A 23274-nucleotide genomic window follows, 5' to 3' on the forward strand; every position below is an offset into this window, starting at 1 on the left:
TCGATGATGCTGAATTATTTAGAGTTTGAGCAACCTATTGCTGAACTGGAAGCAAAAATAGACGAATTACGCAATGTCAGTCGCAATGGCGATTATGATCTTGGGTTAGAAGAAGAAATTAACAAATTAAAAGAAAAAAGCCTGACGCTGACCAAAAAGATTTTTGCGGAATTAGGTGCATGGCAAGTTGCACAATTAGCGCGCCATCCTCGTCGGCCATATACCTTTGATTATCTTCGGCATATGTTTACCGATTTTGATGAACTGTGTGGCGATCGGGCTTTTGCTAATGACAATGCGATTGTCGGCGGAACGGCCCGTCTTGGTGAGCAAGCGGTGATGGTCATCGGCCATCAAAAAGGTCGCGATACTAAAGAAAAAATCCGTCGTAACTTTGGCATGCCAAGACCAGAGGGTTATCGTAAAGCCTTACGCTTAATGGAAATGGCCGAACGCTTTAAATTACCGATCATTACGTTTATTGATACGCCAGGTGCTTACCCAGGTATCGGCGCTGAAGAGCGCGGCCAATCTGAAGCCATTGCCCGTAATTTAAAAGTGATGGCCGGTTTGAAAGTGCCGGTGATCTGTACGGTAGTGGGTGAAGGTGGTTCTGGTGGTGCTTTAGCTATTGGCGTGGGCGACAAAGTGAATATGTTGCAATACAGCACGTATTCGGTTATCTCGCCAGAAGGCTGTGCTTCTATTTTATGGAAAAGCGCTGAAAAAGCGCCATTAGCGGCTGATGCTATGGGTATTACTGCCGGTCGGTTAAAAGAGCTAAAATTAATTGACGAAGTGATTACTGAGCCACTAGGTGGCGCCCATCGCTCGCCAGAGCAAATGGCCAGCACCTTAAAGCAGGCTTTACTGCGTGACTTAGAGAAGTTACAAAAACTCAGTACCGCAGAATTACTAGAAAAACGCTACAAGCGTTTAATGTCTTACGGTTATTGTTAAGCATAGCTAGCTGAGGATAGGTCAGCTTTGCACCGAACAGACTTAAGCCAGTATTTGCTCAAGCAACTGCATCAACACCAGCCCTCGCGGCTGGTGTTGGCTTATAGCGGTGGCTTAGACTCACAAGTTTTATTGCATTTACTTTGGCCTTTATGCCAACAACACGCCATTCCCTTGCAAGTGGTGCATGTACATCACGGGCTAAGCCCGCAAGCCGATGCCTGGGCCCGTTTCTGCCAGCAACAGTGTCGACAGCTTAACCTGCCTTTTGAGCTTTGCCATGTACACCTGCCGTCTAATACCAATATTGAGCAACAAGCACGCCGCGCAAGGTATCAGGTACTAGCGGATTATATTACTGAGCCTCAAACGAGCTTAGTGTGCGCACATCATGCAGATGATCAATTCGAGACCCTACTGCTAGCATTAAAACGCGGTACCGGCTTAAACGGTTTAGCCGCCATGCCAAGCTGTCGACATTTTGCCAAAGGCCAGTTGTGGCGGCCGTTACTGGCCATCAGTCGCCAACAGTTAATGGATTATGCCACTAGCCATGCGCTGTCTTGGGTAGAAGATGAAAGTAATCAGAACACCGAGTTTGAGCGCAATTTTGTGCGACATGCGGTGAGCCCGGTATTAAAACAGCGCTGGCCGCAGTGGCTCAGTACGGTAGGGCGCAGTGTGCAACATCTGCAAGATGCCGCCAGTTTAGCGGAATATTATACCGAACAAGCGTTAGCGCGGTGTGCTACGCCAGATAAGCTCGATCTTATTGCACTGAGTCAGCAGCATCCCTTACAGCAAGACTTGGTGTTACGCCGTTGGTTATATGCTGCCGGTTTTAATCCAGATACACAGTGGCTTTTAACGTTAAAACAGCAAGTTATCGCGGCGCAAGCCGATGCTCAGCCGCAATTAGTGGCCGGGCGCTTGTTGGTTCGCCGTTATCAACAGCATCTTTATTTACTGAATAACGATTCTCAACGGCAAGCCTTACCCAGTTGCGTATTAACTTGGCAACAAGCCTGTCAGTTACCCGAAGATCGGGGGCTGTTACTCTGGCATAAAACCAAGGTAGCGGGAGCATTAGCATTAGCTGAAGTGTCACAACAGTATCAAGTGGTATTTGGTATGTTAAATTTGCCGTTTAAACCGGCAGGAAAGCAGACTAAGCCGTTAAAGCAGTGGTTTAAGCAATGGCAATCGCCCCCTTGGCAGAGAGGGCAAATACCGTTGCTGCTGCATGAGGGCCAATTGGTGTTAGTCGCTGGTTATGCCAGTAGCTACAGCGATGAACAAGCTAAAGCGTGGCTTAGCTGGCAGCCAGCAAAGAATGAGCTGCCTTTTCTAACAACTTAACACGGCCGCCATTATATTGACTGACCCGACCTTTGCCTGATAATTTAGCCTGGTATAAGGCTTCATCGGCGGCATGAAATAAATCGCGCGGTTGATGTTCAGCCGATAACCGCGCCATACCAATACTGCAACCGACGTTATGGCTCGCTAAAAAAGCATTAGTATAAATGCTTTGCAGTAAACGATCAGCCACCACATCCGCATGCTCTGCATCACTATCAGAGAGCAATACCGCAAATTCGTCCCCACCAAAGCGGAACAAGCTGTCAGTGGCTCTTAGCGATTCCCGCATACAATCTGCTACCGCGATCAACACCTCATCACCCACATAGTGGCCAGAGTTATCATTAACTTGTTTAAAGTTATCTAAATCTAATAACAATAACGTCAAAGGTAGTTGATGGCGCTTAGCCAGTTGCACGGATTTGACAAAACTATCGTCAAAAAAGCGACGGTTGCCTAACGTGGTTAATGGATCTTTCAAAGCCATTTGCTGCAAGCGACTGACCAATAGTGCATTGCGCAATGCAAACAGCCACTCTGATTCTAATAACAGCAGTTGCCGTTGCACTAAAGGCGTAAACGCATGCGCCGAATCATAACTAATCTCAGCTAATACTTGGTTTTCTAGCACCAATTTTGATTGGTGATGATAAGCCCCTTTTTTTGAACCACGGGCTTGCAAGTTGCTGGAGTGGGTATTTAACGTCATTCCGCAAAGAGGCAAAACACGACCTGCGCTCATGGAAAAAATATCCAATTGCTGCTGCAAGTCTAAGGTGGTTTGTAATTGACTGACTAAACTGCTTTCACTGCAGTCTGGAGTTTCTTGCCAAATACTGCCGATGGATAAGTCACCAAACGCGTTAGTTAAGTTGCTTGATTCTTGCCACATATGCTCACCTTACCAGAATTTATTGTTGCACTGACAAGGATTAAGCAAATGTTAGGCCAGTTTTTTAAGTTGTTGTTTTTATTTGATTAAGTTTAGTTGTGTTTAAGATTGGCGGTTTTTTGACGGCATTAATTTTATGGTGCGGCAAGAAATTGCATGATGCTATCCATCTGCTGCATACCATCTTCAAAGCCTAATTCAATTAAACGGCGCGTGTATTTTTGTTCGAATAATAGATAACTGACTAAGCTTGAATCAGAGTGTTGCCGAATACCCGTAACGCGCAATAGGGAGCGAATGGCGATCGGTAAACACAAAAAGTATTCACTGGCTAATTGATTAAAATTTTGGCTTGGATTAATCATGTAGCTTTGCACGGGCTTGAGTTCCGTTTCAATATTGTGCTGCTTTAACAGCTCAACGGTTTTATTGATGCGCTGCATTCGCTCTAAATCGGAGTTCAGCGTGTCGGTAAATACCGTATCAAGTAAATGGCCTGCCACCGTGGCTAAATCTGGGTGGTGTAAGCTGCGCTCTCGAAAAGCACCACGGCGTGGATCGTCGACACCAATAATCAAAATTTTGTCAGCACCCAAATGGATCGGCGAGCTGAGGGGCGCCAATTGATTAACTGAGCCATCACCAAAGTAGCGTTGATGGATACGTACCGAGGGAAACAGCAGCGGTATCGCCGCAGAAGCCATTAAATGATGTACATCTAACAGGGTGCGTTGGCCACAACGTTTGGCTCGGCGCCATTCTTCTGCCGTATCAGATTGAAAAAAGCTAATCGAATCGCCAGTATTATAACAAGAGGTGGTAACCGAGAAGCTAGACAGATAACCGCGCATAATATTTAGGTCAATGCGCTGCAAGTCGAGAATTTTGTTTAATAACTGTTTAAGCGGTTTGTTATCCAGTAAGCTGACCGGTTTTTTATTGGCATAGTCTGCTTGAAAGGCACTGTAAACATTACGAATTTGATGGCGAATTAGCCGAGGATAATCAGAGTAATAAACCTGCGCGGTATGAAAGTTTCGCCAAACCGATTCAATTTTTTTCACCCCTAAATGAAAACAAGAGGCATAGCAGGCAAGGCCTGCACCATTGATGGCGCCAGCAGAAGTGCCACTGATAATCTTAAATGGTAGTGGGCTACTGCGTGGATATTGACTGGCAATCGCTTTAAGCACGCCAACTTGATAGGCCGCTCGTGCGCCACCACCGGTTAACATTAATGCGGTCTTGCTAGATGTTACTGTGGGGTCTGTTTGCATAATAAGGTGTTAAACATCCTGTACTGAACTTTTTCTACAACCTGTACTCTTCAATTAGTATATTGCTGATAATTGAGATTAATGCAATGCTAGACACCCTTAAGGGTTATTTATTTCAAAAGCACAGGTAAATCACTATGTCACAACAAGCTTCAGGTGGTGGACAGTCCGTATATTATGCCGGTTTAGCCGGCGTAGTTTTAATCATTATCGCTGCATTATGGTTTTTATTCAAAGGCCCGGCCGAACCGACCGAAACCGTCATGCTGCCACCGGTATTATTACCGCAACCCGAACAAGTGGTCGCAGTAGAGCAAGCTGAGCAAATGCAACCTGAACCTGTTAACGAACCTGCCGTTATGCCAGAGCCGATAGCAACCATTGAAACACCCATTGCCGAAGTGAAACCCGAGCTACCGCCGTTACCACCTTTGAATACCTCTGATAAAGTGATAAGCGAAGATTTGTTAGCGCTGAACTGGAAAGCGGGTATGGCATCGCTATTTAATCGTGAAGATATGGTGCGGCATTTTGTGGTCACGGTTGATAATTTAGCGCAAGGCCGATTAGTCGCAGGCCATGCCGTGTTATCTGCACCGGCTGACGCTTTTTTAGTTGAGCAAGTGGCGCCGGATCGTTTTCGGATGGCTGCAGCGAATGCCGCCCGCTATGAGCCTTATATTCAGCTGTTAGAAAGCGTACCAGCAAGACAGTTATTGGCTTTGAAAGCGCGCTATCAACCCTTGCTTGACGAGGCTTTCGCCGAACTCGGCTATCCTGACATGAGTTTTGAACAGCGTTTACGTCAAACGATTAATCTATTGCTGGCTACGCCAGAGTTGTCGAGTCAGCCCGAATTAATCCGCCCTTCGGTCATGTATATTTACGCTGATCCGCAGTTAGAGGCGTTACCTGAAGCGCAGAAGCAATTATTACGCTTATCACTGGCGCAACAACGTCGTTTAAAAGCGGTGCTGCAAACCTATCAGCAAGCTTTAGGTAATTAAACTGTTGTTTTTATCAGCGTTAGGGTTGCAGGTTGCTGCTTAGCACTTGCAACCCCGAACGGTTTTGCGGATAATGCGCGCTGCCATCAAGGCAATACCATGGTAACTCCATTGGTCCTCTCGCAATACTAGTAGGCGAACCTGGTCAGGTCCGGAAGGAAGCAGCCACAGTTTATGATGTATGTGCCGGGATGTGGCTGGTGGAGTTGCCACCCAAACCCCTCGCTGTTGACGCTATTTCATTCAAAATTTTCACCTACGCTGTTGCTTCGTCGTTATCTTGTTAAGACGAACAGGTTAAACGCTGCGTAAAGCGTCGGCTGGAGCACGCGGTAAATACCTCCCTGTACGCTCCTCTTTTTCATCCCTGAAAAAGACGTCTCCAGCCAAAGTTTACTTCGCTATTAACTCATCCAGCTTTAATCCGATCCCTCAGGGGCAGAGACTAGAGATTAAAAATGTAATCTGCAGCATACGGTTATGATCTAGGTATCTGACTGCGAAGCTAAATCCACGTGAATGCAAAAAGTCATAACCGTTTTTGCTGTTAATCCCATTACGTTGCAAGCCGGGCAAGCTAGCGCGGCCAAGGTTTTAAGACGAGGGGTGTTTGAGCGAGGCACGGTAGTGCCGAACGAGTTACCTCGTCGCCTTGGCTGTGTTAGGTTGAGCCGGTGTTTCGCAGCAACGTAGGGTCGCATTTTCTTTGGATACTTTCTTTTGGCGACGCAAAAGAAAGTATCTCGCCAACGGCGAAAACGTTAAACGCTGCGTAATAGAACCTTGGTACCGGCCCTTGGTTAGCTCGCGATCCCGAAAAAGAACCTATATCGCCCAAGGGCGAAAAGTTTAACTCATCGCCTTTGAGCGGTTCGCTACTCCGCGCTTATTCTAAGGCCGCGGCCAGTTTGTTTTCAGTATCTTTGACGACTAATTTTAAGGCGGCGAGCAGGGTATCTGCCGGTAATTGCTGTTGTTCTAATAACACAATTAAATCGACGGCCAGTTTGACATGGTCGGGTGCCTGCTCAAGAGATGACATTACTGGTTATCCAAAAAGTTGCGGGCGCGGCTAATAGCTTCTTTTACTTTCATTTGCATTTCAAAGCGTTCACTTTGTGGCATGTAAAATGACATATCCACTTCATAGCGAATGTATCGTGGCGGTAATAAATTTAAAGAGATACAGCATAAATCAGCTAAATACTCGCTGTCTTTTTCTTGGTCTAATCCCAGCTCAACAATATGATCTAACAATAGTTTTTCATAAAAATTATGAATATCGTTATCCAATGTCATGGCGTTTCTCCTCGTTAATGTACTTTAAGCATAATCAGCTTTGATCGAAAAGACTACTGAAAGATTGAGTTAGTCGCGCGCCTTGTTACAATGCGCTGAACAGCGATAAGTGGTTATTAAGCGTATGCAAAAAAATACAACAGCATGTTACTACGGCGATTACTTGCAACTCGACAAGCTTTTAACCGCCCAAGCCCCGGAAAGTAAGCGCTATGGCGCTGAAGCCCATGATGAAACCTTATTCATTATAGTACATCAGGTATATGAACTGTGGTTTAAACAAATTTTGCATGAGCTAGGTGCTGTTATGGCGGTGTTCGCTGCAGCTGAAGTCAAAGATGAACAATTGACCGGTATGGTGCATAAATTAAAGCGTATTATCAGTATTCAGCAACTGCTTAATCAGCAAATTGCAGTCATCGAAACGATGACACCGCAAGACTTTATGGCGTTTCGCGATTACTTAGTGCCGGCCTCCGGTTTTCAGAGCATTCAATTTAAAATGCTCGAAATTGGTTTGGGTTTAAAAAGCGAATTTCGCATCGATTTTGATAAAAACTCATTTTATAGCCGGTTAAATGCCGCCGATCGTGAGTTTTTACAAAACTTAGAGCAGGCGCCAAGTTTGTTTGAACGCATTGAAAAGTGGTTAGAGCGCATGCCGTTCTTACAATTTGAAGACTTTAGTTTTTGGCAAATGTACCAACAAGCAACCGAGCAGATGTTGCAAAATGATCAGAGTATCGTTTCGCAAATTGAGCAGATATCGGATACCGAGCGTGATCTTCAGTTGCAAGAAATCGCCCGTACGCGTGAAAAATTTTCGGCCTTACTCGATCCGGAGAAATATCAGCAATTACAACAGCAAGGTAGTTTTCGGTTAAGTCAAAAAGCCATGCTATCGGCCTTGTTTATCAACTTGTATCAAGAAGAACCGCTGTTCAATTTACCGTTTCAGTTATTAACTTGTTTAACAGAGATTGATGAGCAACTGACGATCTGGCGTTACAAGCATGCCATGATGGTACAACGGATGTTGGGCAGTAAAATTGGCACCGGTGGATCGTCAGGGCATGATTATTTAAAGCGCACTACTGAGAAGAATCGTATCTTCACCGATTTATTCACTATGGCAACTTTTTTACTGCCAAAGTCAGCTTTACCGGCCTTACCCACGCCGATCAAACGGCAGTTAGGTTTTTATTTCGCGCCCCAAGCTTGAGCCAAATACGTTGAACGCCGCTTTAAATAACTGCAGATGCACCGCAGTGAGTGCGGCGAGATCGCGTTGATAGCCTCCGCCAATGACTGCCGCGACTGGGATATGTTTGGCGCGGCAGCTTTCGAGAACTAACTGATCGCGCTGGGCGATAGTGGCCGTGCTGATCGATAATAAACCTAAATCATCATTTTTATGCACATCCACGCCTGCGTCGTACAAAACCAGTTCAGGGCGATACCACGTTAATAAACTGTCTAAGCTTTGCTGCACGGTTTCTAAATACTCGTGTTCGCTACAGTTCGTTGCTACGCCAATATCCCAATCAGAGTGCTGTTTGCGTGCCGGAAAGTTTTTCTCACAATGAATGGAAGCAGTGATAATCTCTGGCTCATTGGCTAACAGCAGCGCGGTACCATCGCCTTGATGCACATCCAGATCAAAAATTAAGACCGGGCCCACACCCCGTTGTTTCAATGTTTTCGCGGTGAAAGCCAAATCATTAAACAAGCAAAAGCCACTGCCAAAATCATGAAAAGCGTGATGATAACCACCGCTTAGATGCACGGCTAAGCCTTGCGCTAACGCTAATTCTGCGGTGTGTAAAGTGCCACCTATCGATTGCAATGAGCGTGAAATTAGTTGTTCAGACCACGGAAAACCAATACGGCGCATGGCTTTGGCATCCAGCGTGCCGCTGCATAAGGCTTCAACATAGTGACTTGCATGGATACAACTGAGATCGGCCGGTAGGACAGCTGGCGCTTCGGTAAAATGTGCAGCAGGTACACCGATAGCGAGCAGTGCTTGTTGCAAAGCGCGATACTTACCAATTGGGTAACGATGGCGTTCGGGTAAAGCTAATTCGCTGTAACAAGGATGATAAATTAGCGGCGGTAGCGCTTGGCTCATCGGTTTTTTCCTGACTCCAGTTTTTGAATGGCTAACTCAACCTCATAAATCGCTTTTCGACAGCGACCCAAGCGACCATGTAGGGTCAAAGTGCGGTTGGTTGCTTCTGCATCACTTTCCCGCTCGGATTGTCGCACCATGTCTAATAAGCGGCTTTCATATTGTTGGTATTCACTTAGCTGCTGATATAACTGCTGACCTGTGACCGCAAGCTGTTGCACCGCCGCTTTACTACGAGAAGCCGCGACATGCTGATGTTGTTGGCGCACTTGATTGAGCCGGAATGCCTGGGTTAACGCCGAGATTTGTTCATTTAAACGTTCAGTAATCCGTTGTTTTGCCGTGGCAGATAAGTTATCAGCTTGTTGTTGCAGTCGGTTAAGATTACGCACGCTATCCTGCACATAATCTGCCAGATCCGGTGAATGACAACTAAACAAGGCAGAATCGAACCAGTGCACCGGCTTACCGGGTTTTCTTTGCCGATCAAGTTGTTGCGCCCAGCTTAATAATTGCTGCAATTGAGCTTGTAAATGACGCAGTTGCTCCGAGGTTAAGCTGTTCATCTTAAGCACTCCAAGCCTGCCACGCTAAACGTGCCGCAATGGCAATGACCACACTGATAAATACGGGCCGGATAAATTTACTACCGAAACGAATGGCAGAGTGCGCACCTAACCATGCGCCGCACATCAAGCAAAAACCCATGGCTAAACCGAGGGTAAAATGTACATGGCCCAGCACAATAAAAGCGGCCAATGAAAACCCATTACTGACAAAATTCATGGTTCTGGCGACACCACTGGTGAGTAGTAAGTTAATTTTATACATTGCCATGGTCGATACCATCCAGAAAGCGCCAGTACCCGGGCCGGCTACGCCATCATAAAAGCCCAAAGTGAGCCCTTGCAGACGTTGTTGCCAAAACAATTTTTTACTCTGTGTCGGTAATGTCATCCGATCATCGGGCTGCATGCGATTAAATAGGGTATAGATCGCAGCAAAAAGAATGAGGATGGGTAACAGTTTTTCTAGCAATACGGTACTTAATTGATCGACGACCAAGGTGCCGATTAATGCGCCCAGGGCGGTAAAAATCAGGCTGGTGCGCCAATAACGCGGGTTAAATAGACGCTTTCGATAATAAGTTAGCGAAGCGGTAAAAGAACCAAAGGTCGCGGCCAGTTTATTGGTACCTAACACCACATGCGGTGGCAAGCCCGCGGTAAGCAAAGCCGGTACTGTTAATAAACCACCACCGCCGGCGATAGCATCAATATAACCGGCAATAAAGGCCACACTGCAGAGTAATAGCAGCAGTTCTGTCGTAAGAACCAGCTCGGGCATAACGGTTGAGATCCTGTCAGTATTCTATATTTCGTCGAAATGGCGGCAGTGCATCAAGCATGGCTTTACCATAAGTTTTACTTACCAGTCGGCGATCTAAAATAACGATACGCCCTTCATCTTGCTCTTGGCGCAGCAGTCTACCACAAGACTGCACCAGTTTTTTCGCCGCAGCCGGAATACTTAATTGTAAAAAAGCATTACCGCCTCGGGCGGTGATGGCTTCACTCAAGGCCTCTTCCAGCGGTGAAGTGGGCACGGCAAAGGGAAGTTTAGTGATCACTAAATTGGTAAGCAGTTTACCAGGTAAATCTAACCCTTCCGAAAAGCTTTGTGTTCCAAATAATATGCTGGCGTTATCGCCATTAACCCGATCAGCATGTAATTGCAGCAAAGCTTGTCGCGAAGCCTCGCCTTGTACAAGTAGCATAAAGCCTTGTTTGCGAAGCTCCGTGGCCACTTCTTGCATTTGCCAATAAGACGCAAATAACACCAACGATCCGGCAGGGGTATTGAGATAATGCGGTAATAGGCGCACCAATTCAGCGGTAAAAGCGCTGTCAGTAGGTTCACAGCGTGTTTTGGGTAGCAGTATTTCAGCTTGTTGTTGATAAGCAAAAGGTGAATCGACTTGTAAACATTGCAAGCCAGTATGGGCATTTAACCCTAATTCCTTTTTGGCATAATCGAACGAGTTTAAGGCGGTCAGTGTGGCAGAGCAAAGGATCACTGCAAAGGCTTGGCTAAATAATAGCTGTTCTAATTGTAAGCCGGCAGCCAAGGGGCTGGCGTGCATAAATAAAAGATCGGTATCAGCACGCCGCTGTAACCAACGCGCTTGCCAAGCGGGTTCTTCTTGCGCTTGTTGTAATAATTGCCACAGGGCTTGCTGTTGTTCAAAGCGTTGGCGCGCATAAGCCAGCTCTTGTAATAACGTGTACCACAGCTTAGGGATTTTAATGTTTTCCGAAAGCTTTTGCTGTAGCTCGGTTAACAACTTATCGCACAGGTTAGTGGCTTTTTGCCCCGCTTGTGCCAAAACCTCAGCTTGTTGCTGCCACAATTTGGGTAAAGCCGCGTGTTTAAAACGATATTCGGTTTGCTGTTTACTGCTAAACCAACTGGGTAGAAATTCTTGCACACTGCGCTGAATCGGTTTAAGCGCGACGTTAAAATCACTCACCGCATCGTCTAAGCGCATGCAATCGCGCAATGCGGTATCGGGTAAAACGGCTTGAAGTTGCGTAAGCGTCTTCCGAAATTTCTCTAACCAAGGGCCATTTTCCGTTAATTGTGCGCTGGCGCTCAGTAGCTCTCTGCCACAGCTTGCGAGATGATGTGCTTCATCAATCACATAAAGGGTTTCTGCCGGTTCGGGCAATACCGCGCCACCGTTTAATAAATCTGATAACAGTAAACTGTGATTGACCACTAGCACTTGTGCATTGCTGATTTCAGCACGGGCTAAGTGAAAAGGGCAGTGTAAATGTCGACGCTGTGTTTTACTGCAGTAGTGCGCATCGGCTTGTAAGCTATACCAGAGCTCGTCAGTTACAGGCTCGGGTAACGTATCGCGGTCGCCCAGCCACTTACGTTGTTGCCAAGCGTCTAATAAACGCTGTAATAACGCTTGTTGATGGGCATCAGGTGCATCCTGACTAAACAGCGTGGGTTGTTGTATTTGTTGTTGTAAACGTTCAATACAGGCATACCGCTGGCGCCCTTTCACCAAGCTGTAATCAAACTCTAAGCCGCTGTGTTGCCGAAAAAAAGGTAGGTCTTTATTAATAAGCTGCTCTTGCAGTGCCACTGTTGCCGTCGCAATCACCACTATTTTCTTTTGACTTAAGGCATAAGGTAGGGTGCCAAGCAAATAGGCTAAAGATTTGCCGGTACCGGTACCCGCCTCAATTAAACCGATGCGATCGTGTCTATCGTACTTGCCTGCAACGATATTCGCTATTTCCGCGATCAATTTATTCTGCGTGGGCCGAGGCTGGTAGTTAGGCAATTGTTGTTTTAATTGTTGATGTATTTGCCTAATCTGTTGTTTTGTACCGTTATTTAGCATCTTAAAATCTTCTTAGTTTTTACATTTGCTCGTCAAAAGTTACTTTTGCATCAGTATGTATCTGATTTGTATAGTAAAGGTATTTAATGCTTTTCGCGGTTAAAAAATACAAATGTTGAACAACTTTGTTTGGTTGACATGATTGACCAGCCCGATTGTTATGTTTATTATCAAGACGTGGAATAATAATTCCAACGATTTCTTGAACTTTTTCAAAAGTCAGGATAAAGCTTATACACAGAATCACACCCAATGTGATCCAGGGAGAACACCATGTTTACCACTAATAAAATTTCGGGCTCAGTGCGTCTTGCTTTGTTCTTGAGTGCGTCATCAGTTGCTATGTATTCTGGTGCTGCATTCGCTCAACAAGAAACACCAGCAGCAGAAGAAAAAGTTGAACGTATTTCTGTAACGGGTAGCCGTATCAGAAGTGCAAACGCAATGTCTACCAGCCCAATCAACACTATTGATGCTGTAGAAATTGAAAAACAACAACAACCTGAAATTGAACGCGTACTACGTGTATTACCTGGCGCAGTCCCAGGTGACAACAGTAACGTGAACAACGGTACAGGCGGCGCAGCCACTATCAGTTTACGTGGCTTAGGTTCAAACCGTAACCTTATTTTGGTTGATGGCAAGCGCGTTGTGCCATTCAACACTGCAGGTAGCGTAGATACCTCTACTATCCCTACTGCACTAATCGACCGTGTAGAAGTGGTTACTGGTGGTGCTTCAGCCGTTTACGGTTCTGATGCAATCTCTGATGCAATCTCTGGTGCAATCAACTTCATCATGAAAAAGAATTTTGAAGGTGTGCAGTTAGATGCAGGCCATTCAAGAACGGCTGAAGCCGATGCCTTTACAGATAACATTGCTTTAACCATCGGTGGCAACTTTGACGATGATAAAGGTAACGCCGTTGTTTCTTTCAGTTACTATGACCGTGACCCATTATTATTAGGTCAACGTACTTTAGGTAATTATGGTATTTCTACTGCGTCTGGCGGTAACTTATCTAACTTCCAACAAGGTGTTGCACCTATTCCACCAACACAGCCATTATGTGGCCAAAACGCGCCAAACGTAGTAGCACCAGGTGGTGGTAGCGGTACAACAATCCCAACACGCGTAGGTATTGTTGGCGCCACAGGCACCAGCGGTCAATTCCGTGATGACGGTTCTCTAGTGATTGGCCCAACATGTTCGGCCTTTAACTTCAACCCGTATAACTATTATCAAACACCTTCTAAGCGTTTTAGCGGTACTGCTATTGCGCATTGGGACATCAATGATGATACAACTGTATACGGCTCATTCAACTTTACAAATACTAACGTATTACAACAAGTTGCTCCATCAGGTATTTTCGGTAATACCTTTATGGTACCAGTTGCTAACCCATTTTTCTCTGATCAAGCTCGTAGCGCTTTAGTAACTGCAGCGAATAACAGCATCAGCCAGTTAAACGGTCCTGGTTTAACGACATGGATTGATGGCAACAATAACGGTGTAGTTGATACCCCTGACTCATTGTTACTTTCTATCTTCCGTCGTACAGTGGAGCTTGGCCCCCGTTCAACTGAGTTCAATACTGATCAGTTCCAGTTAATCGGTGGTGTAAAAGGCTTTATCAATGACTCATGGGCATACGATGTGTCTTTACAACACGGTGAAACGAACCGTGTAAATACCAACGCCGGTTATACTAACGTTGCCAACATTGCTAACGCATTAAACGCTTCAAGCACCACTACCTGTAACACCGGCGGCGCTGGTTGTGTGCCAATTAACCTGTTTGGTGGTTTTGGTACTATTACGCCAGAAATGGCAGCTTATGCTTCAGCAACGGCTTTCTCTACAACGGCTTATCAACAACGTGTTGTTTCTGCAGTAATCGATGGTCCAATTGATGCTGTGGTTTCTCCATTTGCTGATACACCTTTAGCCATGAGCTTTGGTTATGAGTATCGTGAAGAATCGGCATTCTTCAACCCAGATGAGTGTTTGAAACTTGCACCAACTAGCTGTTTAGGTGGCGCAGGCGGTAACTCATTACCTGTTGGTGGTTCGTTCAAAGTGAATGAATTATACGGCGAAGGTAAATTAGCACTAGTTGAAGGCAAAGAACTGGTTGACCTGCTTGAGTTAGAGTTCGGTTACCGTCACTCTCACTTCGACACTGTTGGCGCAACAGGCAGCTGGAAACTAGGTTTAGCTTACCGTCCAACTGACGAGTTGTTAGTTCGTGTTATGAAGCAAAAAGCAACGCGTGCACCTAACGTAGGTGAGTTGTATGCGCCATTAACCACTAACTTAGATAACGCTGATTTAGACCCATGTTCAGTATCTAACCCGAATATCAGTGCGACGTTACGTGCTCTGTGTATTTCAACAGGCCAAACTGCAGCACAAGTTGGTCAGGTTAATGATATCGTATCTGGTCAGATCAACATTCTGTCAGGTTCTAACCCTGATAGTTTACCAAACGAAGAAACCGCCAATACTACAACAGTAGGTTTTGTTTGGAGCCCAGAGTTTGACTCTATTAAACGTGCAATGTTCTCTGTTGATTACTATGACATCAACATTGATGGTTACATCGGTGAAAACACTGCTCAAGAAATCTTAGATGGCTGTTATGAGCTTGGTAATGCCGCACAGTGTGCGCAAATCACGCGTATCGGTGGTTCATTAAACATCCCTGGTGCAGGTGTTGAAGCCTATACCACCAACCTGTCTTATATCAAAACTCGCGGTGTTGAAGCGGCTTTCAACTTCGGTTTTGATTTAGGTGATATGGGTATGTTGGATTTTGCGGGTAACATCAACAAGTATCTAGAAGTGAAGAGCTTAAGCTCACCAGTATCGTCAGTGATTGATTGTAATGGTTTCTACGGTACTAACTGTAACCCACAGCACGAAATTAAAGCGACACAACGTACTACTTGGAACATGAATGACCTGTCAGTATCACTGTTATGGCGTTACTTAGGTTCAATCGAGCGTGAAACTGCGCAACAAGCTGCTACTTTTGAAGCCTTCCGTCAAATTGGTTCATTCAGCTACTTCGACTTAGCCACAAGCTATGTTGCTTCTGAAAACCTGACTATCCGTTTCGGTGTAGATAACTTATTCGACCGTGACGCGCCAGTCGTTGGTGGTGAAGCAGGTAGTACTTCAGTGAACAACGGTAACACTTTCCCAGGTTACTATGACATGTTAGGCCGTACTTACCGTTTTGGTATTTCTCTGAAATATTAATATTGCGTAAGTTATTCGGTTAATAAAAACCTCTGACAATTGTCAGAGGTTTTTTTTTGCATCAATGAAAAAAGTATCATGTTTATTGAGCAAGTAACGGCAGTGGGTACTTGTAAAGCTATCTGCAAGGTTGACTATGAGTTAACTGAAGAATGATTTTTATTTATTTCATAAACTTTCGCTAAATCTTTCTAATTAATTTAGAAGCCAAAAATGCTGTTAAGAGTGCTGGATGTAAATTTAATGATGCTGAAATGTTTGTTTTTATTTGTTTTTTGTGGGCTGTATTGTTTTGTTAACACATAAAAAGAAATAGTGTCAAAAAGTTCAATTTTTGCGACTAATAACATGCTTTTAATCTTGACCTGAATTTTTTTGCTGCATATTATCGGGCAGTGTTGTACCGAGATTGTATTCGGGCGATTCTCAGCAGACACACATAAAGATGTGACTGACTACAAAAAACAACGAGATACTCTGAAGAGTCATCCAGGGAGTTAAATATGTTCACCAATAACAAGCTAAGCAAAGCAGTTCGGCTAGCAATGGTTTTCGGTGCTGCAACAACATTGGCATTTGCCGGTTCTGTTTCAGCGCAAGAAACTGAAGAAGACGAAACAGCAAAAAAAGATGAAAAAACTGAACGCATTCAGGTTGTCGGCTCGCGCATCCGCACTGATGGTTTAGATAGCGCTTCTCCTATTACTATTATCAGCACTGAATTAGCAAAAGACCAAGGTTTAAGTACTTTAGGTGAATTACTGCGTACTTCTACTGTTGCTGCTGGCTCAAGCCAATTAATCTCAGCATTATCTGTTGGTTTCGTCACTGCCGGTGGTGCGGGTAACGAATCAATCTCTATGCGTGGTTTAGGTGCTAACCGCACATTAGTATTATTAAACGGCCGTCGTGCTGGCCCTGCGGGTACTCGCGGTCAAGTTGCTGCTTTCGATTTAAACTCAATTCCTTTATCTGCGGTAGAGCGTATTGAAGTATTAAAAGACGGTGCGTCTTCTTTATACGGTTCTGACGCAGTAGCCGGTGTTATCAACATCATCACCAAAAAAGGCGATGGTTCTAACGTTACTGTTAACCTTGACCAGCCATTTGAATCTGGCGGTGAAAATTATCGTTTAAATGCAACTTACGGCAAAACCTTTGACCGTGGTTCATTCCGCGTGGTAGCTGACTATAACTTGCAAACTGAGTTAGCGCGTGGCGATCGTGATTTCTTCGATTGTAACCAGCGTTTATTCTACAGCCAAGCTAACCCTGGTGAGCGTACTGATCCTATTGATCCACGTACCGGTGATTACCACTGTAGTGCTTCGCAATACGGTGTGTGGATTTATAACTATACGCCAGGTGTTTCTAACCCAGGCGGTGCTTCAAACTTCAGAGGCGGTGTTAAAGCTCAGTATGACTATGATGGTTTTTTCGCTGCCAATAACCGCCCAACGTTTAACAGTTTAATTACCATACCGGGTTCTGATAATATTTCTGTACCAAACGGTTGGTACCCTGTTTCTTACGATAAAGAAACAGACGGTTGGGCAGATGCTGATCACCCATTCCAAAACTTACAAACGATGATCCCAGAAAGCGAAGTCGCTTCTGTGTTTATGATGGGTGATTATGATTTAACTGATAATATTTCAGCTTATTCTGAGTTTATTTTCAGCCAACGTAAGACTGTAATTAATAGCTTCCGTCAATTCTGGACTGCGCAATTATCTGGCCGTCGTTTCATTAGGGGTGGCACAGTCGATGGTTGGGGTGGTGATGCTGTAGGTTATATGCCTGTTGCCATGACTGACCATTCAGGCGGCGAAACTACGATTGACTATAACCGTTATGTATTAGGTCTTGAAGGTTCCTTAGGTGACTGGAGCTGGGATGTGTCATTCCAAAACAGTTACAACAAGGGTTCTTACGATACTAAAGTTATTTTATTCGATGCAATGAACATGGCACAAAATGCTGTATACGGTGGTCCATGTGTCGGTGAAGTATCGCCAGTTTCTGGTAAAGCTTGTACTCTGGTAGATTGGTTAAGCCCAGATCACATCAATGGTAATCAGTCACAAGCCGTTAAAGACTTCTTATTTGATATTGACTATGGTGTAACGACTTATCGTCAATCAACCATCGACGGTTATATCACTGGTGACTTGTTTGAATTGCCTGCCGGTATGATCAGTACTGCGGTCGGTGCTTCATTCCAGCAAGATGCGATTAATGACGTGCCAGGCGAAGCCACTTTAGCAGGCAACTTGTGGGGTTCTACTGGTGCGGGTATTACCGCAGGTTCAGCGAATACTCGTGCAGTGTACAGTGAAGTGTTTGTGCCAGTTTTACGTGATATGTTCTTAGCCGAAAGCTTAGATATCACCGCTTCTGGCCGCTGGACTGATGTTTCTACTTACGGTTCTGATTCAACGTTTAAAGTATCTACAAACTGGGTTATTGGTAACGGTTTCCAAGTTCGTGCTTCTCGTGGTTCTTCATTCCGTGCTCCAGCACTATTTGAGCTTTATTTAGAGGGACAAACCGGTTTCTTAAATCAAAATGGTAATGATCCATGTCTAAACTGGTCACAACGTTTTGCTGAAGGTAATTTAGACCCTCGCATAGCAGCAAATTGTGAAGCAGATGGCGTACCTGCAACTTATGTTAATCCAGGTAGCTCTATGACTTCTATCACCGGTGGTGGCGCAGGTATATTAGAAGCAGAAACTTCCATCTCTCAAGGTATCGGTATTGTTTGGAAGAGCCCGGAAGATAAATTTGGTTTTTCAGCAGATTATTACGATGTTGTCATTAGTAAGCAAGTGTCTAACTTAGGTGGCGGTGCTGTATTAAACTTATGTTATACCTCTGATAGTTTCCCAACTGATCCGTTCTGTGGTCAATTTACTCGTCGTGATGGTACCTCAGGTGATTATGGTATTGATACTGTATATGGTGGTTATGTTAACGTAGCACAACAAAAAGTCCGTGGTACTGACTTCTTGTTAACTTACCAAGATGATTTTGATTTTGGTTCGTTACGTATTCGCTTAGATCACACGGTTCAGTTTGAGCGTTCATTCAAGCAGTTTGCTGATAGCGATCCACAACAATATGTTGGTGACGTAGGTGATCCGAAGCACGTAGGAACGTTAAGCACCACGTTAAATCGTGACGGCTGGCGTTACACTTGGAACATGCGTTATGTTTCAGGCACAGACGATTACAAATACTTCGCGAATGGTAACCAGACGACTTACCGTGGTCAGGCTTCAACGTTCATCGCTGAAACACCCACTTACATCCTACACTCTGCTTCAGTACAAAGAGATATCTATGGTGTAGATGTGACCTTCGGTATTGCTAACTTGTTCGACAAAGAGCCACCACAAGGTTCTCCAGCAGGTGTGCGTACTGCGGGTAACTCTATACTTTACTCTCAGTATGAGTTCATTGGCCGTCGTGCATTCTTGAACATGTCTTACGATTTCTAATTTGCGCTAGCGAATTAGTAATAGTTTGAATAAAGCCCCGTTTTGCGGGGCTTTTCTTTTGTGATTATTCAAGCCTAATGCTTTTCAAATAGGCATAAATTCATTACCATAAGCGCCAGTTTTGATTTGAATCAACTTTTGCGCGGTAGAAATAAATGGCTGACGAAAACTTTAAAGACTCTTTGAATGCAAAACAGATACTGATATTTGTAATTGTTTTTGTAAGTTTGCTGTGTTTAGTGCCAATTTTACGCTGGGTACAGTTATTGGGTTAATGCAGTTTTGCATTTTCCAGATAGCCGCCACTCGGGCGGCTTTTTTATCGGTTTAATACAAGGGTAAAGCAATGGATTATCAAGCATTAGCAGCAGAATTGAAGCGCGTGATCAAAACGGTAGAAAACTACCCGAAACCTGGCATTACTTTTCGGGATGTTACCAGCTTAATGCAAGATGGCCCCAGTTTTAAAAAAGTGATTGATGCTTTTGCGGCGCATTATCAGCAGCAAGGTATTACTAAGATTATTGGTACGGAATCTCGCGGTTTTATTTTTGGGGCGCCTTTGGCTTATGCGTTGGGTATTTCGTTCGTGCCTGTGCGTAAACCAGGCAAATTACCTCGCGAACGCATCTCGCAGGCATACACCTTAGAATACGGCCAAGATGCACTGGAATTACATGCTGACGCCATCGCTGCAGGTGATAAAGTGTTATTGGTTGATGATTTGCTAGCCACTGGCGGTACTATCGATGCTACCGTGCAATTAGTGCGTCGTTTAGGCGGTCAAGTTGAAGATGCGGCCTTTGTTATCGCTTTACCTGAATTAGGGGGCGTGGCAAGACTTGAAGCCTTAGGCTTGAAACTTTGCAGTTTGGTTGAGTATCAAGGCGAATAAGTTTAGGCTAGGCACTGTGATGTTAGGTGCAGGAAAGCGGGCATGAGTTATCAGGTTTTAGCAAGAAAATGGCGGCCACGTCATTTTAGTGAGTTGGTAGGGCAACAGCATGTAAAAACCGCGTTGGCGAATGCCCTAACCAGCAGTCGCTTACATCATGCTTATTTATTTACCGGCACCCGTGGTGTCGGTAAAACGACCATCGCCCGTATTTTTGCCAAAAGTTTAAATTGTGAAACGGGCATTACCGCAACGCCTTGTGGCCAGTGTAGTGCTTGCCAAGAAATTGATGCCGGCAATTTTGTTGATTTGCTCGAAATTGATGCGGCTTCTCGAACTAAGGTTGAAGACACCCGCGATCTACTGGATAACGTGCAATATGCACCCAGTCGTGGTCGTTTTAAAGTGTACCTGATTGATGAAGTGCATATGCTGTCGCGGCATAGTTTTAATGCTTTATTGAAAACCCTGGAAGAGCCTCCGCCGCACGTCAAGTTTTTGCTCGCAACGACTGATCCGCAAAAGTTACCCATCACGGTCCTCTCGCGTTGTTTACAATTTAGTTTAAAAGCCCTGACGCCGGTGCAAATTGAGCAGCATTTAGCAGAAGTGCTTGCTGCCGAGCAGATCCCGTTTGAAGCGGCTGCGCTCACCGCCTTAGCCAAGGCGGCCAAAGGCAGTTTACGCGATTCGTTAAGTTTAACCGACCAAGCTATTGCGCTAAGTAATAGCAATCTTACCGTCGAAACCGTACGTCAGATGTTGGGCTTATTAGATACCCGTTTTGCTGTAAGTTTACTGAGTGCGCTGTTAGCCGCCGATATGGCGCAGCTGCAGCAGGCGTTACAAGAACTGTTAAGTCAACAGTCTGATTATCAGCAGGTGTTAGATGATATGTTGTCGCTGTTGCATCTGACCGCGCTAACACAACTGCAGCCTGCTGCGGCAGACTTATCTGAACAAGCCGAAATGATCCGTTACTGGGCTGCGCATTTAGCGCCTGAGGCGGTGCAGTTGTATTATCAATTGTTAATTAGTGGCAAAAAGGAGCTCCCTTTTGCACCAGAGCCGGTGGTCGGGCTAGAAATGGCGTTATTACGGGCCATGGCCTTTGTACCCGCTAGCCGCACAGAGCCGCAAAGTTCGGCGCCAACGCAAGCGCTATCAACACCAGCCGCCTCGACACCTCAGGCACGCCCAGCCGTAATGGCTGCGCCAATTTCTCCACACGCTATGGCGCCCGTTACTGCGCCAAGTCAGGTAACCTCTGCGGCAGCTGAACCACACCAACCCACTGAGGCGGCGGCAATAGCCTCGGCGCCAACAGAAACGTTAATCGCCAGTGCTACAATGCCTAACACGGCCTTAGGCAATAACCCGATTACCACGCCTGATAAGCATAGCGCTACTCCAGTAGCATCGGCGATAGATGAGGGAACCGCGCGTATTATGGCTCGGCGTGGGGTGCAAGTGACGGCAGCACCGCCAGCGGTGGAGACAGTCGCAGGAAAAAAGCCTGAGCGCCCGATGGCGCTGCCTCAGTCTGAATTACCTCGACGTTTAAATACGCCGCCATCCGCCATTGCTGTTACAACAAAACCGCAACAAGCCACTGCGGTAGTATCCGAGCCTGCTGCAAAGTTAGATCCCCGTTCACACCAGCATGACGATGAAGATAGTGCCACTGCAGATGACACCGTTAGTTTTGCTGAGCAACAAGCGTTAACGGAAGCATGGTGGCAGCAACAGCAATTTGATGTTTTACCCAGTAATGATACCGATGAGCTTGACGAGCAACGTTTTTCTATTCGTTTTGCCGCTCAGGTCGATGCCTGGTCGCGCTTAATCGAACAGCTATCGATTGGGGGGTTATTACGTTTATATTTATTACATAGTGCTATGCAGCAAAATGGCCTACAAGTGCAATTGCAGGTAGCCCAATCGCAGCAACATTTGGACAAGGGCGATTTTCGTGAAAAGCTGTATGCGGCAATTAGCCCGGTATTTCCTGCCAATTTTCAGTTAGAGATTCAATACTTAGCAGAGATTAATGCCAGTCCGTTAGCGATCCAGCAGCGAATAGAACATGAACGCAAAGACTATGTCAGCCGGTTGTTGCAACAAGATCCCAAGCTGCAAGCCATTCAACAGATATTTAGTGCAGAGCTGCAACTTGACACCTTGCAGGTGAATTAACCTTGTAATTTGTTGAGCGAGTATTTATCTTGTCGCCAACAATTTCCACATCCACAAAATAGAGAGATAGAGTATGTTTAAAGGTGGCATGGGCAATATCATGAAGCAGGCGCAAGCCATGCAAGAAAAAATGGCGAAAGTACAAGCTGAAATCGCCACAATGGAAGTCACGGGTGAATCAGGCGCGGGTTTGGTTAAAGTGACCATGACCGGCAATCACAATGTGCGTCGAGTGACTATCGATGACAGCCTGATGAGTGATGATAAAGAAATGCTAGAAGATTTGGTGGCTGCAGCATTAAATGATGCCGTGCGCCGGGTCGAAGAAAACAATAAAGAGCAGATGGCGAAAGTAACTGGTGGCATGCAATTACCGCCAGGTATGAAGATGCCGTTCTAATTATGGCGAAGTTAACGCCCCTGTTACAGCAACTGATTGAAGCCTTGCGCGTTTTACCTGGTGTTGGGCCAAAATCGGCCCAGCGCATGGCTTTTCAGTTACTCGAGCGTAATCGTAGCGGTGGCGCTCGGCTGGGCACGGCTTTAGTGGCCGCGATGGAAGGGATAGGGCAATGCCAGCAATGCCGTACCTTTTCTGAGCATAGCCTGTGCGCCATCTGCAGTGATGTGAAGCGACAACAAGCCGATGTGCTGTGTGTGGTAGGGTCTGCTGCGGATCAACTTGCAATAGAGCATACTGGGCAGTTTCAAGGGCGTTATTTTGTATTAATGGGCTACCTGTCTCCCTTAGATGGCGTTGGCCCAGCAGAGTTAGGCCTCGATGCATTAGCGGCACAATTAGCTCAAGGTAAACTCGCTGAGTTAATCTTGGCAACCAATCCCACGGTTGAAGGTGAGGCGACAGCTTTTTATATTGCTGAGCTTTGTCAGAAATACGGTTGTAAGGTCACGCGTTTAGCACAAGGACTGCCTTTTGGCGGTGAGTTAGAATATATCGACGGCACCACTTTGGCGCACGCCTTTAGTGGCCGTAAAAGCTTTTAATCCAGCGTAAAGAGTCTACTTAACCGTTAGCGTGGCTAAGTAGACTAAAAATCGACGCTTGA

At 45.5% G+C, this 23274-nt stretch carries 18 protein-coding genes and 1 other RNA gene; 11 read left to right on the forward strand and 8 right to left on the reverse strand.

What is annotated here, in order from left to right; genetic code table 11:
- The first annotated feature begins 3 nt into the window (after positions 1-3).
- A complete protein-coding gene (gene accA / locus ACUJFK_RS05940; RefSeq protein ID WP_226749743.1) occupies positions 4-960 on the forward strand; it encodes an acetyl-CoA carboxylase carboxyl transferase subunit alpha in 957 nt (318 codons plus the stop codon).
- 27 nt (positions 961-987) lie between these two features.
- Positions 988-2319 carry a tRNA lysidine(34) synthetase TilS gene (gene tilS, locus ACUJFK_RS05945; RefSeq protein ID WP_445426336.1) on the forward strand — a complete coding sequence of 444 codons (1332 nt, stop codon included), beginning with the start codon at positions 988-990 and terminating at the stop codon, positions 2317-2319.
- On the opposite strand, the gene ACUJFK_RS05950 is transcribed toward tilS, so the two are convergent.
- Positions 2273-3214 (reverse strand): GGDEF domain-containing protein, encoded by a 942-nt coding sequence (locus ACUJFK_RS05950; RefSeq protein WP_445426337.1) that lies wholly within the window; start codon positions 3212-3214, stop codon positions 2273-2275. The two genes, tilS and ACUJFK_RS05950, sit on opposite strands and share 47 nt — an antisense overlap.
- Positions 3215-3348: 134 nt before the next feature.
- Complete coding sequence (locus ACUJFK_RS05955; RefSeq protein ID WP_445426338.1) at positions 3349-4491, reverse strand: patatin-like phospholipase family protein; 1143 nt, start codon at positions 4489-4491, stop codon at positions 3349-3351.
- A 137-nt stretch (positions 4492-4628) separates the two neighbouring features.
- Here ACUJFK_RS05955 and ACUJFK_RS05960 point away from each other — a divergent pair, with 137 nt between their 5' ends.
- Together ACUJFK_RS05960 and ffs are read left to right on the forward strand one after the other, a co-directional pair.
- Positions 4629-5498: a DUF3014 domain-containing protein gene (locus ACUJFK_RS05960; RefSeq protein WP_445426339.1), complete on the forward strand. Its 870-nt coding sequence runs from the start codon at positions 4629-4631 to the stop codon at positions 5496-5498.
- Positions 5499-5607: 109 nt separating this feature from the next.
- An RNA gene (gene ffs / locus ACUJFK_RS05965) (signal recognition particle sRNA small type) lies at positions 5608-5704 on the forward strand.
- Positions 5705-6384: 680 nt separating this feature from the next.
- On the opposite strand, the gene ACUJFK_RS05970 is transcribed toward ffs, so the two are convergent.
- Positions 6385-6540: a DUF2496 domain-containing protein gene (locus ACUJFK_RS05970; RefSeq protein WP_445426340.1), complete on the reverse strand. Its 156-nt coding sequence runs from the start codon at positions 6538-6540 to the stop codon at positions 6385-6387.
- On the reverse strand, positions 6540-6797 hold the full coding sequence (locus ACUJFK_RS05975) for a late competence development ComFB family protein (RefSeq protein ID WP_306176950.1): 258 nt from the start codon (positions 6795-6797) through the stop codon (positions 6540-6542). The genes ACUJFK_RS05970 and ACUJFK_RS05975 overlap by 1 nt, the downstream gene beginning before the upstream one ends.
- A 124-nt stretch (positions 6798-6921) precedes the next feature.
- On the opposite strand from ACUJFK_RS05975, the gene ACUJFK_RS05980 reads away from it, so the two are divergent.
- A complete protein-coding gene (locus tag ACUJFK_RS05980; protein ID WP_445426341.1) occupies positions 6922-8019 on the forward strand; it encodes a tryptophan 2,3-dioxygenase family protein in 1098 nt (365 codons plus the stop codon).
- Here ACUJFK_RS05980 and ACUJFK_RS05985 read toward each other — a convergent pair.
- The 4 genes from ACUJFK_RS05985 to dinG are packed head-to-tail and all read right to left on the reverse strand — an operon-like array spanning position 7990 to position 12346.
- Positions 7990-8928 (reverse strand): histone deacetylase family protein, encoded by a 939-nt coding sequence (locus tag ACUJFK_RS05985; protein WP_445426342.1) that lies wholly within the window; start codon positions 8926-8928, stop codon positions 7990-7992. The genes ACUJFK_RS05980 and ACUJFK_RS05985 overlap by 30 nt on opposite strands.
- Positions 8925-9494 (reverse strand): primosomal replication protein PriC, encoded by a 570-nt coding sequence (gene priC, locus ACUJFK_RS05990; protein ID WP_445426343.1) that lies wholly within the window; start codon positions 9492-9494, stop codon positions 8925-8927. The genes ACUJFK_RS05985 and priC overlap by 4 nt, the downstream gene beginning before the upstream one ends.
- 1 nt (position 9495) lies before the next feature.
- Positions 9496-10275 (reverse strand): sulfite exporter TauE/SafE family protein, encoded by a 780-nt coding sequence (locus tag ACUJFK_RS05995; RefSeq protein WP_306176946.1) that lies wholly within the window; start codon positions 10273-10275, stop codon positions 9496-9498.
- A gap of 16 nt (positions 10276-10291) precedes the next feature.
- On the reverse strand, positions 10292-12346 hold the full coding sequence (dinG, locus tag ACUJFK_RS06000; protein WP_445426344.1) for an ATP-dependent DNA helicase DinG: 2055 nt from the start codon (positions 12344-12346) through the stop codon (positions 10292-10294).
- A gap of 273 nt (positions 12347-12619) precedes the next feature.
- Here dinG and ACUJFK_RS06005 point away from each other — a divergent pair, with 273 nt between their 5' ends.
- The 6 genes from ACUJFK_RS06005 to recR all read left to right on the forward strand — a co-directional run bounded on the left by ACUJFK_RS06005 (position 12620) and on the right by recR (position 23212).
- The gene (locus tag ACUJFK_RS06005) at positions 12620-15613 is read left to right on the forward strand and encodes a TonB-dependent receptor domain-containing protein (RefSeq protein WP_445426345.1); all 2994 of its coding nucleotides are present in this window, start codon (positions 12620-12622) and stop codon (positions 15611-15613) included.
- Positions 15614-16116: 503 nt separating this feature from the next.
- Positions 16117-19116 (forward strand): TonB-dependent receptor plug domain-containing protein, encoded by a 3000-nt coding sequence (locus tag ACUJFK_RS06010; protein ID WP_445426346.1) that lies wholly within the window; start codon positions 16117-16119, stop codon positions 19114-19116.
- A gap of 346 nt (positions 19117-19462) precedes the next feature.
- Positions 19463-20011 carry an adenine phosphoribosyltransferase gene (gene apt / locus ACUJFK_RS06015; RefSeq protein ID WP_226749757.1) on the forward strand — a complete coding sequence of 183 codons (549 nt, stop codon included), beginning with the start codon at positions 19463-19465 and terminating at the stop codon, positions 20009-20011.
- Between the two features lie 42 nt (positions 20012-20053).
- Complete coding sequence (dnaX, locus tag ACUJFK_RS06020) at positions 20054-22207, forward strand: DNA polymerase III subunit gamma/tau (protein ID WP_445426347.1); 2154 nt, start codon at positions 20054-20056, stop codon at positions 22205-22207.
- Between the two features lie 73 nt (positions 22208-22280).
- Positions 22281-22607 (forward strand): YbaB/EbfC family nucleoid-associated protein, encoded by a 327-nt coding sequence (locus ACUJFK_RS06025; RefSeq protein ID WP_226749759.1) that lies wholly within the window; start codon positions 22281-22283, stop codon positions 22605-22607.
- A 2-nt stretch (positions 22608-22609) separates the two neighbouring features.
- Positions 22610-23212, forward strand: a complete 603-nt coding sequence (recR, locus tag ACUJFK_RS06030) for a recombination mediator RecR (protein ID WP_445426348.1) — start codon at positions 22610-22612, stop codon at positions 23210-23212.
- The last annotated feature ends 62 nt before the right edge of the window (positions 23213-23274 follow it).

Source organism: Alishewanella sp. HL-SH06, assembly GCF_052656265.1.